Source organism: Desulfoluna sp. HI9BLuna (assembly GCF_056829775.1).
Map to the genome: position 1 here is coordinate 157,144 of NZ_CP186555.1, position 20,172 is coordinate 177,315.

14 protein-coding genes are annotated in these 20,172 nt (G+C 53.1%); 3 read left to right on the forward strand and 11 right to left on the reverse strand.

The features are described from left to right. Positions 1–44 precede the first annotated feature (44 nt). Complete coding sequence (gene eutH / locus ACOYW0_RS00455; protein WP_482416637.1) at positions 45–1,280, reverse strand: ethanolamine utilization protein EutH; 1,236 nt, start codon at positions 1,278–1,280, stop codon at positions 45–47. Between the two features lie 623 nt (positions 1,281–1,903). Between eutH and ACOYW0_RS00460 the strand changes: the two genes are divergently transcribed. Continuing rightward, on the forward strand, positions 1,904–2,731 hold the full coding sequence (locus ACOYW0_RS00460) for a hemerythrin domain-containing protein (protein ID WP_482416638.1): 828 nt from the start codon (positions 1,904–1,906) through the stop codon (positions 2,729–2,731). Positions 2,732–2,912: 181 nt separating this feature from the next. Here ACOYW0_RS00460 and ACOYW0_RS00465 read toward each other — a convergent pair whose 3' ends face one another. Continuing rightward, complete coding sequence (locus ACOYW0_RS00465; RefSeq protein WP_482416639.1) at positions 2,913–3,479, reverse strand: LolA family protein; 567 nt, start codon at positions 3,477–3,479, stop codon at positions 2,913–2,915. Between the two features lie 908 nt (positions 3,480–4,387). On the opposite strand from ACOYW0_RS00465, the gene ACOYW0_RS00470 reads away from it, so the two are divergent. Continuing rightward, entirely contained in the window at positions 4,388–4,879 is a 492-nt protein-coding gene (locus ACOYW0_RS00470) for a GNAT family N-acetyltransferase (RefSeq protein WP_482416640.1), read from the forward strand. Between the two features lie 434 nt (positions 4,880–5,313). Here the strand turns inward: ACOYW0_RS00470 and ACOYW0_RS00475 are convergent, their stop codons facing one another. The 6 genes from ACOYW0_RS00475 to ACOYW0_RS00500 form a co-directional block, all read right to left on the reverse strand. Then, complete coding sequence (locus ACOYW0_RS00475; RefSeq protein WP_482416641.1) at positions 5,314–6,906, reverse strand: PqiB family protein; 1,593 nt, start codon at positions 6,904–6,906, stop codon at positions 5,314–5,316. Between the two features lie 59 nt (positions 6,907–6,965). Further along, positions 6,966–8,237, reverse strand: a complete 1,272-nt coding sequence (locus ACOYW0_RS00480) for a paraquat-inducible protein A (protein WP_482416642.1) — start codon at positions 8,235–8,237, stop codon at positions 6,966–6,968. A gap of 195 nt (positions 8,238–8,432) precedes the next feature. Next, on the reverse strand, positions 8,433–8,651 hold the full coding sequence (locus ACOYW0_RS00485; RefSeq protein WP_180141088.1) for an amphi-Trp domain-containing protein: 219 nt from the start codon (positions 8,649–8,651) through the stop codon (positions 8,433–8,435). Positions 8,652–8,750: 99 nt separating this feature from the next. Continuing rightward, on the reverse strand, positions 8,751–9,407 hold the full coding sequence (locus ACOYW0_RS00490; RefSeq protein ID WP_482416643.1) for a flavodoxin family protein: 657 nt from the start codon (positions 9,405–9,407) through the stop codon (positions 8,751–8,753). Positions 9,408–9,674: 267 nt separating this feature from the next. After that, the gene (locus ACOYW0_RS00495) at positions 9,675–10,379 is read right to left on the reverse strand and encodes an FkbM family methyltransferase (protein WP_482416644.1); all 705 of its coding nucleotides are present in this window, start codon (positions 10,377–10,379) and stop codon (positions 9,675–9,677) included. A 483-nt stretch (positions 10,380–10,862) separates the two neighbouring features. Next, positions 10,863–11,207, reverse strand: a complete 345-nt coding sequence (locus ACOYW0_RS00500; RefSeq protein WP_482416645.1) for a GNAT family N-acetyltransferase — start codon at positions 11,205–11,207, stop codon at positions 10,863–10,865. A 391-nt stretch (positions 11,208–11,598) separates the two neighbouring features. Here ACOYW0_RS00500 and ACOYW0_RS00505 point away from each other — a divergent pair, with 391 nt between their 5' ends. Beyond that, positions 11,599–13,236 (forward strand): metallophosphoesterase, encoded by a 1,638-nt coding sequence (locus ACOYW0_RS00505; protein WP_482416646.1) that lies wholly within the window; start codon positions 11,599–11,601, stop codon positions 13,234–13,236. Positions 13,237–13,374: 138 nt separating this feature from the next. On the opposite strand, the gene ACOYW0_RS00510 is transcribed toward ACOYW0_RS00505, so the two are convergent. The 3 genes from ACOYW0_RS00510 to ACOYW0_RS00520 all read right to left on the reverse strand — a co-directional run bounded on the left by ACOYW0_RS00510 (position 13,375) and on the right by ACOYW0_RS00520 (position 19,696). Further along, the gene (locus ACOYW0_RS00510) at positions 13,375–15,060 is read right to left on the reverse strand and encodes an amidohydrolase family protein (protein WP_482416647.1); all 1,686 of its coding nucleotides are present in this window, start codon (positions 15,058–15,060) and stop codon (positions 13,375–13,377) included. Between the two features lie 414 nt (positions 15,061–15,474). Next, a complete protein-coding gene (locus tag ACOYW0_RS00515; protein WP_482416648.1) occupies positions 15,475–16,824 on the reverse strand; it encodes a metal-dependent hydrolase family protein in 1,350 nt (449 codons plus the stop codon). 154 nt (positions 16,825–16,978) lie between these two features. After that, positions 16,979–19,696 carry a winged helix-turn-helix domain-containing protein gene (locus ACOYW0_RS00520; protein WP_482416649.1) on the reverse strand — a complete coding sequence of 906 codons (2,718 nt, stop codon included), beginning with the start codon at positions 19,694–19,696 and terminating at the stop codon, positions 16,979–16,981. Between the last annotated feature and the right edge of the window lie 476 nt (positions 19,697–20,172).

Below are 20,172 nucleotides of genomic sequence, written 5' to 3' on the forward strand. Positions count from 1 at the left end.
TTCTCACCACATATTCAGGACACATGCTGTGCTTTAAGCCGGGATCAGGCAGCAGCGCAAACCTCTTCGGAAGCAACGCCGTTTTCCTGCTCCTCTTTCTCCAGGGCCAGAGCCGCGGGAACAGAGAGGAGGTAAGCCAGACCAAAACCGGAAGCCCCGCCGAGAAGCTTACCTGCCATAACGGGAAGGATCAGGTTGGGCTGGAAGTTGGCGGTGAAGGAGAGGTGGTCGCCAAAGGTGAAGGCGGCGCATACGGAGAAGGCCACACAGAGAACTTTGTCCTTGGGACGCATGTCGGCGATGAGGCGGAACATGGCCAGAATGTTGGCGGCGGCGGCGAGAATACCCGCAGCGCCTTCGCTCTCGAGACCCACCATGCGACCAATCTTGTCCATGGGACCGGCAGCGTACTTCTTGATCAGGTAAACCATGGGGAAGGCACCGCAGAGCATGATACCGATGAAACCGGCAACCTCCAGGGCACGGAAGTTGTCCGCCTCGTCTGCGATGATGGGATCAAAACCCCAGGAACCGAAGACGCTTGCGAAGAAACCGGTGAAGTATTCAACGATGGAGAAGACAAGCACCAGGGTCAGGGCAATGTTCATACTGCGACCGAAGAAGAGGAAGCCTTTGATCATGGTGTTGGGAACCATCTTAAGACCGACGGCCAGGGTCACACAGAAGATGGTCAGGGGCATGAGGTTCAGGAAGATCATCTTGAACGTCAGGCCCAGTGCGAAGGCAGACTCTGCGTTTACAGAGATCATGCCACGAACCATCATATCGGAGATGGAGAGCATGCTGCAGGAGATGAATACGCCGATGGGAATACTCAGGAGACCGGCCATAACACCGAGTGCCATGTATTTGTGGTCTTTTTTATCCAGCATGGTCAGACCCACGGGGATAGAGAAGACGATGGTGGCACCGGACATGTAACCGACAACCATGGCCATGATCCAGCCTTCACGGGAGAGGGCCAGAACATCGGCAAGCTGGTAGCCGCCCATATCAACTGCGATGATGGTGGTTGCCGCAATTGCGGGATCAGCACCGATGGCACCGAACATGGGACCGCATACGCTTTTTACAAAAGCAGACAGGTAGGGGCTGGCGGCAAGGATACCGGCGGTGGGAATGAAGATGGGACCGATGCTGTGGAGGCCTTCGAGGAACTCCTGACCGAGGGGGCTCTCATCGTCCTTGATGTATGAAAATGCGCCCAGCACAGCGCAGATCATAATAATGTAAATAATAAACTGACCAATATTGCCCATGACAAAACTCCTAAATTCTACAAAAGTCTGTGGTGGATCGCCTGCCTGCACCGCCCAATAGCGTCTGGACGGATATCTAAGGTGCGACCAAAAATTATCCTCTTGTTGTGCAATTACCCGATAATTTTGGCCAAAAAAAAACTTGCAACTGGGTATTCCTCTCCCGGTAGCAAGCTTCATCGACTCTCTTCAGCAGCACGCCATTGTGCCGCCCTACTCCAATTTTTGAGAATCTTTAACACAGATAAACTCACATTGACAAGAGACCTTAGTGAATAATTTTATTTTACAAACAATGTTCATAGTTGGTCCGTTTATTGCTTTAGCCCTTCCCCTATAGGGGAACCCCTTCACAGCCGGGGATTTCAGAGCTCGTTTCATGAAAAAAACCGTATCTCACCATCCCCTTCCTGCCACTGCCCCCCCCCTTTTTCCGACGTGGGGCCCTGGCCTTCGTCGACTCGAATCGCCACACGCTTTGCAAGGGCACCCGTACCCACGGTCCGAAACCCGAGGACTACTGAATTGAATAATTATTTGCTACGGGACCCTTATGGCTTTTCATCCACACGAGGCTCGCATATGATAGGAGAAAAACTCACCCGAAACCAAGGTTGGCTCACATGACGAATCACCCGGAAAAACGAGACCATGAGCGCTACCAGGCGCGCCAGACCATTTCCTACCGCTTGGCATCAAGTACCGAGTACAAAAAGGGAACAACCCGCAACCTGAGCAAAACCGGTTTTCTCCTTGAATCCGACGAAACCATCCCCGAAGGGGAATCCCTTGACCTGGCCATACAGATTGACGACACCCCCGTCCATTTCAAAGGCCGATGCATCCACAGCGTACAGCCAGAGACCGGCCCTGCCCTCTCCGGTATCCTGGTGATGAAGATCAGCACAGCCGGCATGGCCCCCTTTCTCTCTTTCATCGACAGCCTTGAGAAACAGCAGCAAACCAACCGATCCGCCATGGACAACGTTGTCCAGCGCATCGCCTCCGAACACAAAATCATCACCCAATACGTAATGGTCGTCCAGGGCATCCTGGCCGACGCCAAGACGGGGGGCAGCTCCATGGAGCTCGACACCGTCCTTGACCTGATGCAGAAAGAGCTGTCCACCCATTTTTATATTGAGGAAAAACTGCTCTTCAAAACCGGGCTGATCCACCTTCCCGCAAAATTCCACGGCCTCATTGCGGAGTTGACCCATGAGCACTCGGAACTGGAAACGGCCCTGGCCCAGATTATCGAAGCGGTTCAGGGGCTCGGTGCCGATGAAGGGATCCTGCCAAAAGGGCTTGACGTACAGATTGAAGACTACCTGACCGCACTAAAACACCATGCCACAAGGGAACTCATGGAGCTTTTTCCCATCCTGGAATCCAATGAAAAAGCCGTTCAAAAGCTGACACAGGCCGTGGGTGAGATTGTGAATGGATAGATGGGGGCTAAGGGCTAAGGGCTAAGGGCTAAGGGCTAAGGGCTAAGGGCTAAGGGCTAAGGGCTAAGGGCTAAGGGCTAAGGGCTAAGGGCTAAGGGCAGGATATGCTGGGGGGTTTGTCCGTACAAGGGAAATCGGGCGCGGACACCCTGCGGATGAAAAAAACCGACCATTCGAATCTCTAAGGTTCGAACACGGCGTCGTCCAAGGGGCCGTCCACCTCCAGGTTCCGGAGAAACACGGTCTCCTGGGAGCTGTCTGCGTAAAGCTTGACCACCTTGACGGGGAGCAGAAGCTCCGGATGAACCCACAGCAGATAGGTGACCTCGCTGCCCTCCACCAAAAGCCGGGGACACAGATGAGACTGCACCGATTCGGGCGCAAGACGCGTCACCGAGCCTTCCCGGGCGTATCGCCGCACCGAACGGATGAGGGCGCCGATATCGGAGCGGTCCACGGTGTGCCCCTTGGGGTCGGTAATCAATGGGTTGTTTGGTGACAGGGTAAAGGCCGGCAGGCGGGTGGCAAAAGGACGAAGGGACACCTGGTTTTCACGGGGGTTGTAGATCAGGCGGGCGCCCTTGTGGGGATGGATAAAATCCATGCGGATAAAGCCCGGTTTCTTGTAGGTGTAGACAATACGGTTGCGCTTTGTCTCCCCTTCCGAGTCCAGCAGGGTGACATAGTTATTCAGGGAATTGAAGCGCTCCTGCATCTGGTCAAGGAGAGAATCCTGTCCACCCCACACCGTCCCTGCATGCAAAAAAAAACACACAAACAGCAAGGCCGGCAGTAACAAAAAAAAGGCGGGGTGTTGGCGTTTCACCCTGCTCTCCTTGTGCACCGGGGAGACCCTCACAGAACGACGGCTCCGCCGCCGCGACACTCTTCCTTCCACGTCGCCTCCCCTCTTCCTGTTGCCATGGTTTTTTGCTCCTGGCGGTGTCCCATCGTCGGACACCCGAGCCCGGCACAGTAACACAGACAGAATCGGGAGAGAAGACGTTACCTCGTTGGGCCCGTTTTTGTCTGCCACTGCCACCGGCATGGCACAGGCTTCCCATGCGGCAAATCAAGTCCGCGCATTGGGCGAATAAAAGCCCTGCCACCCCAGAATCCGACATAAACAGCCCAGGAGTCACACCCCTTGAAAAAAAGCCCCAGGGCTTGACAAGCCCCGGGGTCCGGGAGCAAGGTGATCTTGTCGCCTCCACCTCTTGCAAGGACGACACCCGATCTGGGGACACCAACGATGACGCAGACCGCCACCGCCGGAGCCGATTGAAAGAGGAAGACTTCCATCAATACGCCGAGGACATATGTCAAAATCAGTTGATTCAAAGCGAAACGTTAAAAAGAAACCCCAAAAAACCCTCAAGGAAAAGAGACAGGCCAAACATGAGAAAAAACTCAAAAAGGCCGCTCACTCAGACATCTAAGAGCCCGGGACCGCAAAAAAGCAACAGGTAGACAGCGCGGACGGTTTGCCATCAGGCCATGACCGACGCCGAGCGGGCACCCCGCGGGGCCATGTCTCCGGCTGCCAGACACCACGCTTTTTTTAAGGTCCCACCGCCTGACCCGCCCCCTGACGATGGGTGCACACCCCGTAAGGGGCGGGTACCAGAACCCAGGACACAGATACGGAATCACCCCATGCTTACGTACAGATCCATCTCGGTAACCGACTGGCCCCGTATCCTTGATATTCAACGTGAAAGCTACTCTCAGTCTTTCGTTGAGAGCCTTGAAGCCCTCCAAAGCCGATGGCTCGCCTCCCCGACCACATGCCTTGTGGCCGAAGGCCCGTCGAATATTTTAGGGTACGCATTGGCCCACCCCTGGAAACAGGGTCACGCCCCGGCCCTGGATACGCCCCTCGATGGAGGTCTCAGCCCGGAGCTTCTCTATATCCATGATCTTGCCGTTGCCAAATCCGCCAGGGGCTCCGGAGCCGCATCCATTCTGGTTCGCGCCCTTGCCTCCTGTGCTGCTGAGGCAGGCATGACCCGCATGGCCCTCACCTCGGTCCAGGGCAGCGTCCCTTTTTGGAAGCACCATGGATTTGTCCCCACCCCCATTGAAAATTCCCTGGCAGGTTACGGCGCAGATGCCGTTTACATGACCGCCACCATCCCTCGCCACTGACATTCCCGCATTCTGCAAAAAACGGCCACGATTCAGGGCATTTCAGCCTTCTATGGTTAAAGTGGGTGATAAAAGAAGGCCTCCGGTGGCCAGGTGGGTACACCTGGAAACCCTATGGCGAATGCATGGAGGCTGACTTCATGCAACCGTTTGCGGGGCATTCGCGTGGTGTGTGACATGTGGCGGCCGTTTTTGCAGGGGAGGCCCATTTCATTCTTCTGGATACACGATGAGGAGCACTTGAAATGCCCTTGACGTTAACCGGAATAACTCCGGTGGTCCTGACGGGGGAAATAAATTTGAGCCCAATATCCCTGCCCCCACCAGCCTGCCCATACAGGCGCTACGGCACCCCATAACAACAAAGGGGGGCCGTAAAGCCCCCCTTCTTTCGTTCGCTGCGGGATTCGAACCCTATAAAACAGTCAAGGATTTCATGGTGCGGCATTCTTTTCTTCAAGGGAGACAACAACATCGGAATCCCAGGCCAGCCAGTCCCGCCACTTCTCGTCCATCTCCCTGTGCAGGACAAAGTGGTGATCCTTTTTCACCCGCTTTCCCTGTGCCTCCGTTTCAGGAGTGGCAAAGGCGATGCCCCCTGCAATCAAGGTCTCAAAGGATTCGGAGGAGATTTTCATCTTTGTCATGAGGCCGCCCTGAATGCGGATTCCGCTGACATTCCAGAACCGTGTATCGGCGCTGACAAGGTCGGCGAACTGCTCATATATATTGATATACACATAGACTTTATCCCTTTTTTCAGACAGTTCGGAGCCGGTCACATGCCCCACCTTGACCTGTCTGTAGGTCACCGGGCGATTTTTTTTCAAAGAGCCTAAAGTCTCGCTCTCCAGAACGAGGTTCAACCCGGCCGGCTCATGCATGCGGACCGGAGGCTGTTCATACACCCTGAATTTCCGGGCCGGTTTTCCTCGCCCCGGTTCCATCTTCAGGTAAGCCCCTTTGATGATACTGCCGACGTTGCGGATCCCAGACACGGATATCTCCGGGGTCACCACCCAGATATAAGAGCCTTTGCGTAAAAGGGCCGCCGATTTTTTTGTAATGCTGGCAGTGGCCACCAATCCCTGCATGTCTTTGGCCAGGAACACATCGGTGACCGTTCCGATGGTGACATTGCGATAGGTGATCTTCGCACCGGTGTTGACGCCATGGTGCTGAGGCATGTAGAGGGTCACCTCGATGTTATCCGCATGGCGGGCATCGTCAATATCCTCATAGAGCGGAAACGATTGATCGGGAGCCACCGCTTTGCCCCCTGCAGGGGTTTCAAATTCGATCCCCCCTGCAAAAATAGACTTGAAGGTTCCGATCTTCAAATTGATGTTGGGCAGACTGGCCTTCAACTTGATGCCACTGACATCCCAGAAATAGGACGTGGTGGTCACAAGGTGTGAGTATTGCTCGTACACAAGGATCTCCACAAGAATCGTCGCCTCCTCTGAGAGCCATGACTTAAGCACCTCACCCACCTGGATTTTCTTGAAAAGAACCGGGGCCCCCTGGTCATGCATACTGGACGCTTTGGTCTGAAGGACCAGACGAAGGCCCGGCGCGCTTTCCATAAGGGCCGGCGGTTCCTTCTCCACGACAAAAAAGGAGGAAATAGCCGTAGCCTCGCCCGGTAGCACCCCGATGTAGCTGCCGGACACCAGGGTATCGAGGCCCGAGATCTGATTAACGGACACCTCCGGGCGAACCACCCAGAACAAGGTGTCCTCAACGATATGCTCCCTGGACGCCTTTTTCATTTCAATGATGGCATCCACATAAAGAAGGTCCCGCGAAACGGTCAACCTCTTGACCATGCCCACGGGAAGCCCCTTAAAAAGCACCTGGGTCTTCCCCGGGGTGATCCCCACCGCGTCTTCCATGCGCACAACAATCTCGTACCCGGCCTCACGAACACTCTTAAGCACCAGCCACCCTCCGATCATCAACGCGATGATGGGGAGAATCCACACGGGAGAGATGCTTTTCCTGGTCTTCACGACGGCTTTGTTCATGGTGTTCATTCCTTGACTGAAAGATGACTGTAGAGATACGCCCTGCCCGCCTCTATAAATCAGGTTTTTTCATGACGTTCGTCCCAAAGGAGACGCGCGTCAAAGGTCAGGGCCGCAAGCATGGTAAAGGTCACCACCCCGGCAAAAAACGGGGCTCCGATGGCCGCATGGGTGGAGGAAAACTCTCCGAAATTCACAAGCACCGCCATCAACGCAATGACAAAGATATCGAGCATGGACCAGCGCCCGATAAACTCGATAAATCGAAACATCAGGGTTTTTTGACGCCGTTTGCCACGCCACCCCAGCTGCACGGATAACAGCGCCAGGCCCAGGCCGATGATCTTATAGACGGGCACAAGAACCGAAGCGGTAAAGATAACAACGGCAATTCCGTATTCCCCGGAGTGCATAAAATAGATAATCCCGTCCATGATGGTGGAGTATTGAGAGGCCCCGAGAAAATCCACCCGCATGATGGGCAACACATTGGCAGGCACCAGAAAAATCGCGGAAGACGCCACCAGAGCCCAGGTCCTGCTGAGGCTGTCTGGCTTGCGATAATGCAGGTCTGCTCCGCAGCGGGGGCACTCTGGCTCCTCTTCTGTGGCGACATCATCGCCCTTTGTCAATTTCCCGCACTCGTGGCAACACATCAGCCCCGCTTCCATGGCGGTCTGCATCTCGGCTACAGGCCCGGAAATGCACCCATCGCCTTCCAACCCCAACTGTTCGTCTATCTGAAGCCAGAGACTGGATTTATCCAGGACGGACAATGCACAGAGGTTCATGACAACCATCACCAGAAAGCAGAAAAATCCAATATTAAAGGTGATACTTGCCATGGAGTACACCTTGATAATGGTCACCAGGACCCCGATGAGATACACCTCACCCATCCCCCACTCCTCAAGGGACTGAAAGGTCCTCAGGAGCCAGGCCTGAAAACGGGGAAAACGTTTTAGCCTGGCCAGAGCGGCAAGCAGGAAAAGCAGGGCCGGGTTTAAGAATGGAAGCAGGATCGCCGTGAGAAATACCATAGAAGCCACGGCAATATACCCCTGGCGGTACATGAAGATGCTGTTGTCCAGGATACTGCCGCTGGCCTCCATCCCCAAGGCATTCAGGGTCATGAGCGGCGTAAAAACAGCAGGGACGTACACGAGAAGGACGATAAACGTAAAGGCAAGCGTACGGTTGAGCGAATCCGTCTTGGGGGTATGGATTTTTGAACCGCACCTCGGGCAAAAGGCCGTACTGCCCGGCAGGACATCCTCTGTTTCCAAAAGCAAATCACAGCCATGGCACGAGGTTACGTATGGGGAGTTCATCGGTCACCTTGAATTGAAGGCCCCGTGGACGAGGCACATCATGGTGCATCGGTACCCACGGATAAAGGAATGCTCTGCGAAAGGGGGGAAAGCATGACGTCTTGACATGGACACACATCGTTTTAATTCTACCAAAGATATAAGCATCTTGTCACGTTCCATGATCACAACAGGAGAATGGACGCCCCCCTTTGGCTAATCGTTTCTCCACCGGACTTGAAACTCGATCTCTTCCTCGGCGCCTTCCCGTTCATGTTCCACAGTAAAGGTGGCTCGCACCGGGACGTAAATCCGTTCCCCGGCTATCTGGATCTCAAATTTCTTCCCCGTTTCCAGCGCATCGGCCAGCCGCCTGAGCTTGGCCACGAATTCCGAAGTGCTGTAGGCTTTTTCAATATCGCGTTCTTTCTTCATGGTGCTCCTTCTATCCATGGGTTGTCCCCTGAAGGTGGCGGGCTGCTCCCCGGCCACCCGATCATCTTTTGCAGGGGCGTCCCGTGCCTGTTAAACATGCTATCCTCTGGTTACGTCCCGGGTCATCCTGCACCCCAAAGCAAACGCTTTTTCACAATCTACGGGAAACACATCCCGCCGCCGACGCATTTTGGCGTCCACATCCACCCTGTCGCACACGACCTTGTCATGGTCTTCAAACTGGAGAGTATCGTAACAATACTGAGCCTCCGAGGCACCGAATATCATGGCAAGGGTCATCTCAGTGGATTCAAGGGCATATCGCATGCGCATCTCGGTCATCTCCTCTTCCGTGATGTTCATGGTGTAGATGAACCCGGTGGCCATGGTGCGGGGAAAAAGTGTCCGCCAGGGATCCCCATACTCAAGGTAGGGGAACATAAGACGCTCCAGAAAGGACCTCATCTCCCCGGTGACCCGCCCAAAATAGATGGGCGAACCCAGGATCAGGGCATCCACATCCCGGATAGCGTCCAGCACGGGCGCCAGCTCGTCTTTCACCGCACAGGCACCATAGCTTTTGCCATCTTTCTGCTTGCAGGCAAAGCAACTGCGACACCCCTTGTAATCCAGGTCGTAAAGATGAATCAGCTCGGTCTCCGCCCCTTCCGAAGCGGCCCCTTCCAGGGCTTTTTCAAGCAACGTCGCCGTGTTCCATTTCTTCCTCGGACTGCCGTTGACTGCCAGAACCTTCATGGGGTCGCCTCCTTCGTCTGTTTGTGCCCTGCCCCCGAGCCCCTGTTCGGCTGCCGGAGAGAGCTTGAGGTAAAACCAAGGCGTGACAGGACCATGGGAATCACATTGAAAAATTTTCGTAACAGGAAAAAAAAGCCGGATGATGACGCGAGCTTCGCACCCTATAATTAAAGAGCCAAAACGGCTGTGATGGCAACAAGTTAAACAGATAAGAATTTACGCCACACCATGATCAGAATCTAAGTCAATGACTGAGGCCACCAGACTTTATTGTTTTGGGTGTAGTGAGTGTTTAATTTTTTTACTTACAATTTTCCTAGCAAATTTCATCTTCAATCGAACTTTAGAGCTCACAATTTTCATTTTATCCAACAGTGTAACTGTTATTATTCCATTATTTACATAAACAGAATCGCAATCATCCAAGTACCACAAACTATAACCATGCGTTTTAAACCAGCTTGTTAATTGATCAAGGTAAGGATTCGTATAAATACCACCATGGGTTTCTATAGAAATAATGGCAGGCCTGCTGGTTAAATTTTTTATGATGAACCACTCACTGCCTTCGGTATCCACCGATAATAAATCTATGGACCCGTCATCAATGCTGCTGAACCTTACGGCCTTAGCGGTGAACTTTTCAGTGTCCTGAACAACACAGTTATCGTTTGTAATAGCCGGACTATTCGGAAGAAAGCTCACAAATGTGGAGCTTTCCCGCTTACAAAGCTCGACTTCACCATCAAAATCACAGACAGCAACCTCGTGTAACGTAACGTTTCCCTGGTTGAATTTCTTTTTAATCAGATTGATCGAATCAGGATCAGGTTCAACAAGAGTTGCTTTGATGCCGTTTTCAATATAACGAAGAATATTGGATGTATCTGGATGCCATACACCGACTTCAGCAACATGTGACGGAGAAAAACCATTTTTTATGGTTTTTTTATACAGCAAAGAGTTACTCATACCGTGTCCCTATCTATAAAAAAATATATGTGGTAATAAAGGTTGAAGCACCTCTGTAGCCAAAGCATGAGTACCTTACACGAGACAAGCGTATAAAAGAAAAGTATCCCTCAGGACAGACACCTCAGCGATAGGCAGCCTCAGCAATTCAAACAGACCACGTGCCGGGTGAATGCAAACTGGATTTGCCAGCGTCGTGAAACATATGAGAGTTGCAATGACGACCCATTATGGAAAATCAATACAAATTTTGCAACTAACAAGTACTATCGAAAGAAATCACTCATTCCCCTCATAGAGGGATAAACCCTTACAAGCCAGCACGTGCAAAGGGATTATGCAAAACGAATCGCCCCCTGACCCAAGCCTAAAGAAATCAAACAAGGTGCAACCCAACTCAATACTCTCAAAACGTATTTCAGAAATGGTTTCACAAGCTTGTAAAGTAATGAACCTGAGCCCCGTCGGACGAAATCAATATGATCAGGACATGATCCGAAACATCCCCGGAGCCTTCGCCTCCCGAGACACAAAACCAAAAGCAGTGTAAAAGGCCTCCAGCCCCTGTGACGCCATGAGCCCGACAAAGGCACCGGGTGGGGCCTCGGCACCGATGTACCCCATGACCTTTTGCATCAACTGCGTTCCCAGGCCTTTGCTCTGAAACGACGGATGGACCATCACATCCTGGACATAAAAATAGAGTCCGCCGTCCCCCACAACACGCCCAAGCCCCACCAGTAAACCGTCGTCCTCGGCGACAACGGAAAACAGGGAATGTCCCAAGGCGCGGTCAATGGCCTCATCATCCGGGATGTTCCAACCCACGGACGCCCTCAACGTCTTATACTCTTCAACCGTAGGAATCCTTTGCTGAAAATGCATTGCACTTAGCCCTTTAAAACCATATGGCTATGATGAGTCATGGAATATGTGTCGCGCCGAAGTGTAATTCGGAGATAATATGAGATAGCATTCCTTACTCCTTTACCACAAATCAAGCCAGACAGGTGACTGAAAAAAATATAAAAGCTCAGCATCTTCTCCCACGCCACCAAGGGAGATAAAATGGTTTCTGATTTTTTCTCATTGAATTCTTATCCATCACACATCATCACCTCACAACTCGCTGAACATATTTCACAGGACAGCCCCCCCCGGCAACTGACAGCAAACGCCCCACATCATGAAACGGCCCTTACCCCCACAGGAGGTTACGATGCAAAAACACCTTACACCGCATGCCGCATGGGCGGTTCTTTTTCTCTCCGCGATCCTGGTATTGGCAACACGACACCCGGCATCCGCCGACTTCGGCCGGAACACCGGCCTGGACTTCATTGTGGCCCCATACCTTATCAAACCCGGCCCCGATACCATGACGATCATGTTCGAAGCGTTTTGCCTCTCGCCGAGCCTCCTTGTCCAGGAGGCGGGAACATCTGCCTGGAACCGCGTGGAAACCAGGGTCACACCGGTCCTGCCCACCCTCCATAAAGCACGGCTCACCGGGCTCAAGCCGGACACCACCTATCTCTACCGTGTGGAAACAATCTTTCGCAGAAGCCCGGTATACCGCTTCCATACATGGCCCCGTACCGGAGGAGACACCACCGTCGCTAAACTCGTTGCCATCAGCGACAGCCAAGGGGATCACCCGGAACGCCTTGCCGATATCATCACCAACGGAATTATCGCCGTGGAAGGAAATGGCAGCGCGGACACCTGCGCAGAAACCATCTCCGCCCTTCTCGTAACCGGGGATCTGGTGAAAAACGGCGACAACAAGAGCCAGTGGACCGATGAATTTTTCGCGAACCTCCAGCCTCTTGCCTCCAGGGTCCCCCTGATTCCGGCTCTGGGCAACCATGATATGACGCCCTTCTTCTATGCCTGCTACTTTGACATGCTTCCCGACGGTAGCCTTGAGCACTGCATGAAGCTCTCCCGTTACAACCTGCTGAACACCATGATCCTCACCCTCAACAGCAACGACCTGATCCAGATCGACGCACTACCGGATACGGGGGGACTCCTCCAGCGGGAATGGCTCCTGGACCACCTCTACGACGCCCAGGACGACCCGGCAACGGACTTTGTCCTTACCCAGTTTCACCACCCCTGCAAATCCGAGCTCTGGCCCCCGGGTGAAGCCGAAAGGTCCTGCCGCTTTGTTGCCATGCTCGAACGGTTCACCGAAGACACCGGCAAACCAAGCTTTCACCTTTTCGGGCACACCCACGCCTACTCACGGGGCCAGAGCCGGGACATGCCCCATATCTGGCTCAATGTGGCTCCCACGGCAGGTGACATCGACTATTGGGGCGAATACGACATGACCGATTATGATGAGTTCCAGAAATCGGTGGATGAATTCGGCTACTGCCTCATCACACTGCACGCAGGAGAACGCCCCGCCGTGCAGGTGGTGCGCAGATCCGGTGGAAACGGCATCCAGTGGTTTCACTACACCGACGACACCATCAGCGATGCCTTCACGATCCGCTACGATAACCAGCCCCCCGAGATGCCGGGGATCTCAGCAACCGAACCGGGCGCCCTTCTCCTCCGAGGCACAGCCTTTAACGACCCGGATGGGGACTCTCACCTGGAGTCCCATTGGCAACTCCTTGCAGAATCAGGAGAGAAGCCCATGGACATTTGGGGCAACCGCACCCGGGCGGAAAACATCTGGATGGGAGAAAACATTCAGAAAGATGTGGACATCACAACCCATCGGGTAACAGGCCTCTCACCCGGTACCTACAACGCGCGTGTGCGGTACAGGGATGAAGGCCTTGTCTGGTCGCCTTGGTCTGAGACGGTATCCCTCACCCTGCCGGACACAAAACAATAGTAAGGAATATGCCTGCCCGCGTTTCGAATAAACAAAGCCCACCTCGAGATCATGAGGTAGGCCTTATTGTTCACCAAAACGTATGTGACAGCTCGCTCGCTTCAACTCAGAGGTAAGCTATTTCACCTGGCATCCATATCAATGCTTATGGTCACATGGCTTTTTGAAATCACAGCATCCCAGGTTGCTTGAGCCGCCGATGTCTTTGGGCAGTACGTAAAACGTTCTGGTCCAGTGGTCTGCATCAAGTTGTTGAAACCTGCCTTTTTCCTGCGGCTCAAAACGAATTGCCTGCCCGGCGTCAAAACGCTTCAGCGGCACTTCATCCCTCATAACAATAATGCCGCTGACAATGACATGCGGAATCCCCGACGAGGGGAGCGTTCCCGTCTCGTAGGTGGCATTGTCGGTGATGGTTTCAGGATTGAACATGGTGATGTCCGCAACCATGCCCTCCTGCATACGGCCCCTGAGCTGCATGGCTTTCAGCCCCATGTCGCCGAGGGGTTTTGCATAGTTGTAGCTGGACATGGACACGGCCTGCATCAGGGGAATGTTGTTTTCCCGGGCCATGCGAAAAACCTTGGCAAAGGAACCTGAAAATCGTGGATGGACATTGGGCAGCTTTTCGTAAGGAGTCTCCCATGCCAGGCCCTCATCGGGAATCATGGGCATGCCGTCGCTGCCGATGGCAACACCCGGCATCTTGATCCAATCCAGGATGGCTTTTTCGGGCATCTTGAATATCACCACAAGGCGAGTGGGCTCTTTCTTCAACATCTCTTCGCGGCTTTCCCGGGTGTAAAACTCACCGGTCGCCACATCCATCAGGGTTTCTTCATATGTGTTGCCGAGCTTTTCAACCCACACCTCCGGTTCAAGGAAGACGGCATTCAAGGCCGTGGAGCCTGCGTGATAGGGATATACCTCACCCCAGACATTGTAACCCTTTTCACGCATACGGAGCATCAGTTCGTGAACCATGGCGTAACCGGGGTTGTTAAAGTGAAAGGCAATGCCCGGTGACCCCAGAGCTGCAGAGTTGGCAAGCATCTCCTGAATGCCGAGCACTTCTTCAACATCATTTCCCGGCGTGAACCTGAAATGCATCCCGATCTGACGCCCATAATAGCCCCCGAGCCGCTGCAACTCGAAGATCTCGCGCGAAGAGACGCCATCCCGCATGTAGCCCACGGTAGAGCCGATACCAATGGCCCCCTGGCGCAGTCCTTCATCGATAATGGCCAGGATTTCGTTCCCCTGTGCCAGGGTGGGGCGTGTTTCTGACCATCCCTGTTTCACGCGGGACGCGATGGCATCGGGTGTGTGGAGGTATTTCCAGTCCTTAAATCCGTCCAGGACCTCTGCACGCGCAAATTCATGGGATACCGAAACCCCAAGGTTTAACGGTGTATTCCCCTCGATTTTATTGTAAAAGTCAGCCACCTGATTACCGGGAGCCCCCACTTCGAGATCCATGATGGTTGTGCGGCCGTCGCGCGCCATCAGGCGGTAGGCATAGGGTTCCAAACAGTGCTGGTGGCCATCGATAAACCCGGGAGCGACAACCAGCCCTGTGGCATCGATTGTCTCCTTTCCCTTGATCTCTTTGGGCGTGATCAATCCGATAACCCCATCTTTGATCCCGACATTACGGATGGCATCGAAGTTGGTTTCCGGGTCCATCACCCGGCCATTGAGGATAACGATATCAAAATCGGTATCGGCCGACATCGGCTTCATTTTGGTTCCTTGTTGGTTAACGCACCCGACCGTCATTCCAACCAGTAGCAAACAGATCATCCGGACAACACGTCTTCTCATGATCATCTCTCCCTGGGAGCTTTGTCATCTTTCACCATAAACGGTGGTCCAACTCAATTCGACGCCTACAGATTCAACGCAGGACGACGAAACGAGAAATTCGCAAAAGTCTCCCTTTCGCGACCCCCCGAATCTTCAGTTAAGCATGGAATTTGACATACGTATTTCAACAACACTCTCAAGATATTGCTGTAGTCATATCCGCTACACTGCCCAAATGATTCTGTCAACAACCAGAGATGTGCCTTTATCTAGCTCCATGTACCCCTGACACGTGTTGTGCCAGGGGATCATACATTCTCAAAAAGGTGCCGCCACCCCATAGATAACTTGCAGGGCAAGCAGTGAGCGCAATATCAGCTTGTCTCTCGTGGCGAGTTCCATAGCCGGAGTTTCCTTTCTGTGCCTGGGAGCCTACTCAATGGTATTCTTGTAGATCTTTCCGTCTTTCATGATCAGGGCGAGGTGCTCTTCAGGCTTTGTCAAAATACGTATATTTTCCAAAGGATTCCCGTTTATCAGGAGAATATCGGCCAACGCCCCTTCTTCAATAACACCAAGCTTCCCTGGGTAGGGGTTGCGTGGACCGGACAGCGCAAGCACCTCGGCGTTAACCGATGTGGCCTGCCTTAAAATTTCAGCATTGGAGAACCACTGGGTACGGTTGGTAAACTCCGTGACCTGGAGCTTTTTCAGCTCCATAGAGCCCACCATGTCGGTCCCGAACAGAACCTTGGCCTTGTGTTTTTTGCAGGCCTTCATCAGGTTGTCCAGTCCCTGCTTGGCCTGCTGCTGGCGATCCCTCTGGGCCGGGGTGAAGCTCTCGGGTGCAGGGCTCATAAAGAGTGCTGTCTGTGCGCTGATATAGACCCCTTTCTTGGCTGCCATCTTTACTGTTTTTTCGCTTATCAGGTTGGCGTGTTCCAAGGTCATGGCCCCGGCTTCAATGGCCATCCTGGTTGCGGCATCGGTGTAGGTGTGCACGGCAACGTAGGTGTTCCACCGCTCTGCTTCCCCGACTGCCGCCTTGAGCTCTTCAAGGGAGTATTCGGCGATATCGAGGGGATCGTAAAGCCCGGAAACGGCCCCGCCGGTAAACACTTTCAGAAAGTGCGCCCCTTTTCGAAACTGCACCCGGCTGGCAGTCAGAACTTCAGGAACGCCGTCAGCAAAGACAATCAATCCCGCATACTCGAGGTCGGTTACTCCGGGGCCACCCATCATTCGGGGCATGGTGGGCGGAGACCTGAAGTCGCCATGGCCGGTGGTCATGCTGAGGGCTGCACCGCCGGAATAGATGCGGGGTCCCGCAAAGTAGCCTTCGTCTACGGCTCGTTTGACACCGAAAACGGTCCCTGCAACATCCCTGATCGTCGTAAAACCCCTCATCAGAGTACTTTCCGCTTCAACCAGGCTGAGGGCTGCCTGATAATCGAGCGGCTTAAACATATGATCCGTCACGCCCATATTCCACTGAAGATGGGTGTGGGCATCAATAAAGCCAGGGGTCAGGGTCCTCCCGTTTCCATCAATCACCTTGGCACCTTCGGGCGCATCGATTTTCTGGCCGATCTTTTTGATGATATTGCCCACCACCAGCACATCTTGGTTAGGAATCAGTTTATCGGTTTTTCCGTCAAACACGTTGACATTTTTAATCAGAACACCAGAGGCGGTTTCCTCGTCATGCGTTTCGGCATTCACCATGCCGGCAAAGCAGAGGAAAAGGGACAGGATCAAGACAGAAACAATCTGTTTTCTCACCGGGGATCTCCTTGTCTTTAGAATGGTTTGAGAAGTATTCGCCTTTTAACGGGAATGGTGACATGGTGTACTTGATTTGTAAGAACAGCGTCAATACCACTTAAGTGGTAGACGCGATGTTTACCCCTCGCTTTTGCACCGAAAAGTTGGTGTTTCATTCAAAAGGTGAATCGATAAATCCCATTTCACAAGCTTTGCTCACGGCACCGATACGGTTTGTCGCATTCAGTTTCTTAAACACATTTCGCAAATGGACTTTTACCGTGGCAACGGAAATTGACAGCTCGTGGGCTATTTCCTTGTTGCTCATCCCTTCTGCCAGATAGGAAAGGAGCTCTGCTTCACGCTGGGTTAAAAGGTCGGAAGAAGGTAGCTTCAGGATGGGGCGCTCCGGTTTACAGGAAGGTATGTTGGGAGAGGTTGAAACAGCATCCTTGCGGCAAGCACCAAGGACAACGCCGGCAAAGGCGTGATCGGGGTGGTGGGTCACATAACATTCCAACAGGGGGACCATGGGCTGCCCCATGTCTATAAAGGAGCGGATCCACCTGCCGCCCTCAGCCAATTCCAAAGCGGTTCGAAGACACGCCACCGCCAGGGAGTCCTCTTGCCTTGACCGGTGTAAAATTGCTTGAAGAACCAAAACGTTGATACGCACATTGCTGCGATGGATCCTTCGCATCTCTTCGTCCATTTTGGTCAGTCGCTCGCAGGCCTCTTCACGGCTTGTGTCGGTACCTTTGGCCAGCAGGCATTTCACGTGTGTGAGAAGGGGGACATAGAAGAACCACCGAGGCGGGCCGGCGTCGAAGCACGCCTGGTCCCGGAGTTGAAGGGCCTGCCGGACATCACCCCGCCGAAGGCAGAATTCCGTTTCAAAGGAGTGGATCAAGTCCCCTGCCCTCATATGGTCATTTTCACGAAAATATGCCTTTAAGTCGTCCAGGACCTTTTCAGCCTTGGCCTCGTTGCCCTGGGCAAGGTAAATACAAGCAAGGATGCACCCGCCATCGGCAAGATAATTCGGATTTGCCGAATAGGGATTTGACTGAGCTTTAAGAAGGTAATATTCAGCGGCTTCGAGGTTATTGCGCATATACAACGCCGAGCCATAAAAGTAATACGCATAGACCTTGGTATGGCGAAACGGACCATCCTTCACGGAACCCAGGCATGCCTGGGCAGCATCTATTACGCCCGCCGGGTTGGCATTCAGGTAATGGACATAGCTTAGGCATATATGCATTCGTGCCCGGATATTCTCTGGTGTAAACGGATGTGACGCGGCCTCTTTGACCACGTTCTCTGCCATGAAACTGTCTCCTGTCATCTGGAACCCGGCAGACAGCCCAAACACAAGAAGGGATCTGACCATATAGGCATCGTCACGAAGATGGACCGACGCACCTTGCCCGCAGGCAACAGCTTTTACGGGATCGCCCTCAAGGACACTTATAAGACCTTGAAGAACAAGCACTTCGCCTTTCAATTCATTGTAGATGCCAGACTCGGGAGAAAGCCCTGCAAGCAAATGTTCGGCTTTCTGGGTGCAGGAATAGATGTCGATATTTCGCCCCAGATCGGTTCCCAAAACAGCTCGTGTTGTGAGCAACAAGGGGTCCTTCTCCAAAACGGCAGCGGGAAATGTCGCCAGCCAATGGCCAAGCCGCGTAAACTGTGAGGCGTTCATGAGCGTGTGGCGATTTCTCCTCACCACGCCAACCGCAGCGCCATTGTCCCCGGCAGCCACATAGTGCTGGATGGCCTCTTCAAACAAGCCGTTATCGGCAAACCACCCCCCCACGACGCGGTGCAATTCAGCAACCTGCTCTGCGGATCTTTTTCTATTCAGCTCCTTTCTCAAAAAATCTTGAAACAGGTGATGATATCGGAACCAATACCCGCGATCATCCAGACCGACAATAAACAGATTCTGTTGGGTAAGCCATCGGATGAACCCTTCTGCACGGGTGCACGGAGCCGGTTCTTTTTGCTTGTCGTGAAGTGTTTGGCACAAGGGCGCGCAAAACCGGTCTAAAATGGCCGTGCTTAACAGAACCGAGACCATGTCAGGGCTCAACCGAGAAAGAACTTCGGCAAAAAGGTAGTCGGCAATATGAACGGAACTTCCGCTCAGGATCTCGGCCTTTGACTTCAGGTCCTTATGCCCCTTCAGGTACAGCCCTGTCAGGCGCAACCCGGCAGGCCAGCCTTCTATTTTTTCTTCCAGGATGGCGGCCGTGGCATCATCCACGGAAAGCTGTCCCATCTGTTTTAGAAAAAGACGAACTTCCTGGGGAGAAAGGCGCAATTCATCCCCTCGGATTTCATTCACAAGCCCGCGCGCTCGCATCCCTGCAACGGACAAAGGAGGATCTTTTCGCGAAAGAATCACAAGGTGCAGCGCCTTTGCCGGGAAGTCCATGAGCCCAGCGACCAGGTCGTGGACCCGATGGTCCGTGATGCAATGATAGTCATCCAGCACAAGACAGAAGGGCTCTTTGAGCTTATTCAGGTCATTGAGAAGAGACCGCGTCAGGGTTCCCACGGGCGGAAGGGACTGGGCTTCTAGCAGCGACTCGGTCTGCAGGGCCCCTTGAGGCAAAACAGGTTCAATTGCGGCCAGAACATAGTATAAAAACTGTTGTAAATCGTTGTCTTCGGCTCCAAGGGAGATCCAGCCGCAGGCAGCCCCTCGTACCCTGGCCCACCGACTCGCAAGGGTGCTCTTCCCGTATCCGGCCGGTGCGATGATCAGGGTCAGGGGCCTTCGGGTTCCTTCATCAAGGCGCAGGAGGAGGCGCTGCCTCGGAACAATGTCCCCCGCCACATCGGCTCTCTGGAGTTTGGTATGAAGCAGTGCGTTTTTCATATCTTTCCCAGCAGTTGACAATGCAGACTCAAAGAGTAAAAGGGATCGTCGTCATTATGTGGCCGCATCTTACGATTACAGAGAGTTAACAATAAAAACCCGGCATTGGAAAAGCAAAGTGTTACGGCAACATAAACCCCTGACGCGGGCTGCTCTCAGGCCTTCGCCAAGCGCTTTGCAGGCCAAACGCGCGAGAGCCTGCCCATTCACTATCCATTACTCAAAATTTCCTATTCCCCAACTACCCATCACCAGCTTTTCCTATTTTTACTATTTACTCTCCAATCATCCACATCCCACCCCATCCATTACTTTGCCTTGATCGAAACATCTATTGCAAGCCACATCTGACAGGAGAACAAAAAAATCACACCATCAGCATTTGGCAAGCAAGAAAGAAAGAAAGTTCATCCGCACAACATCAAAACAAAAAAGCCACACTAACTATCTATGATACATAAATTAAATAGCACAAT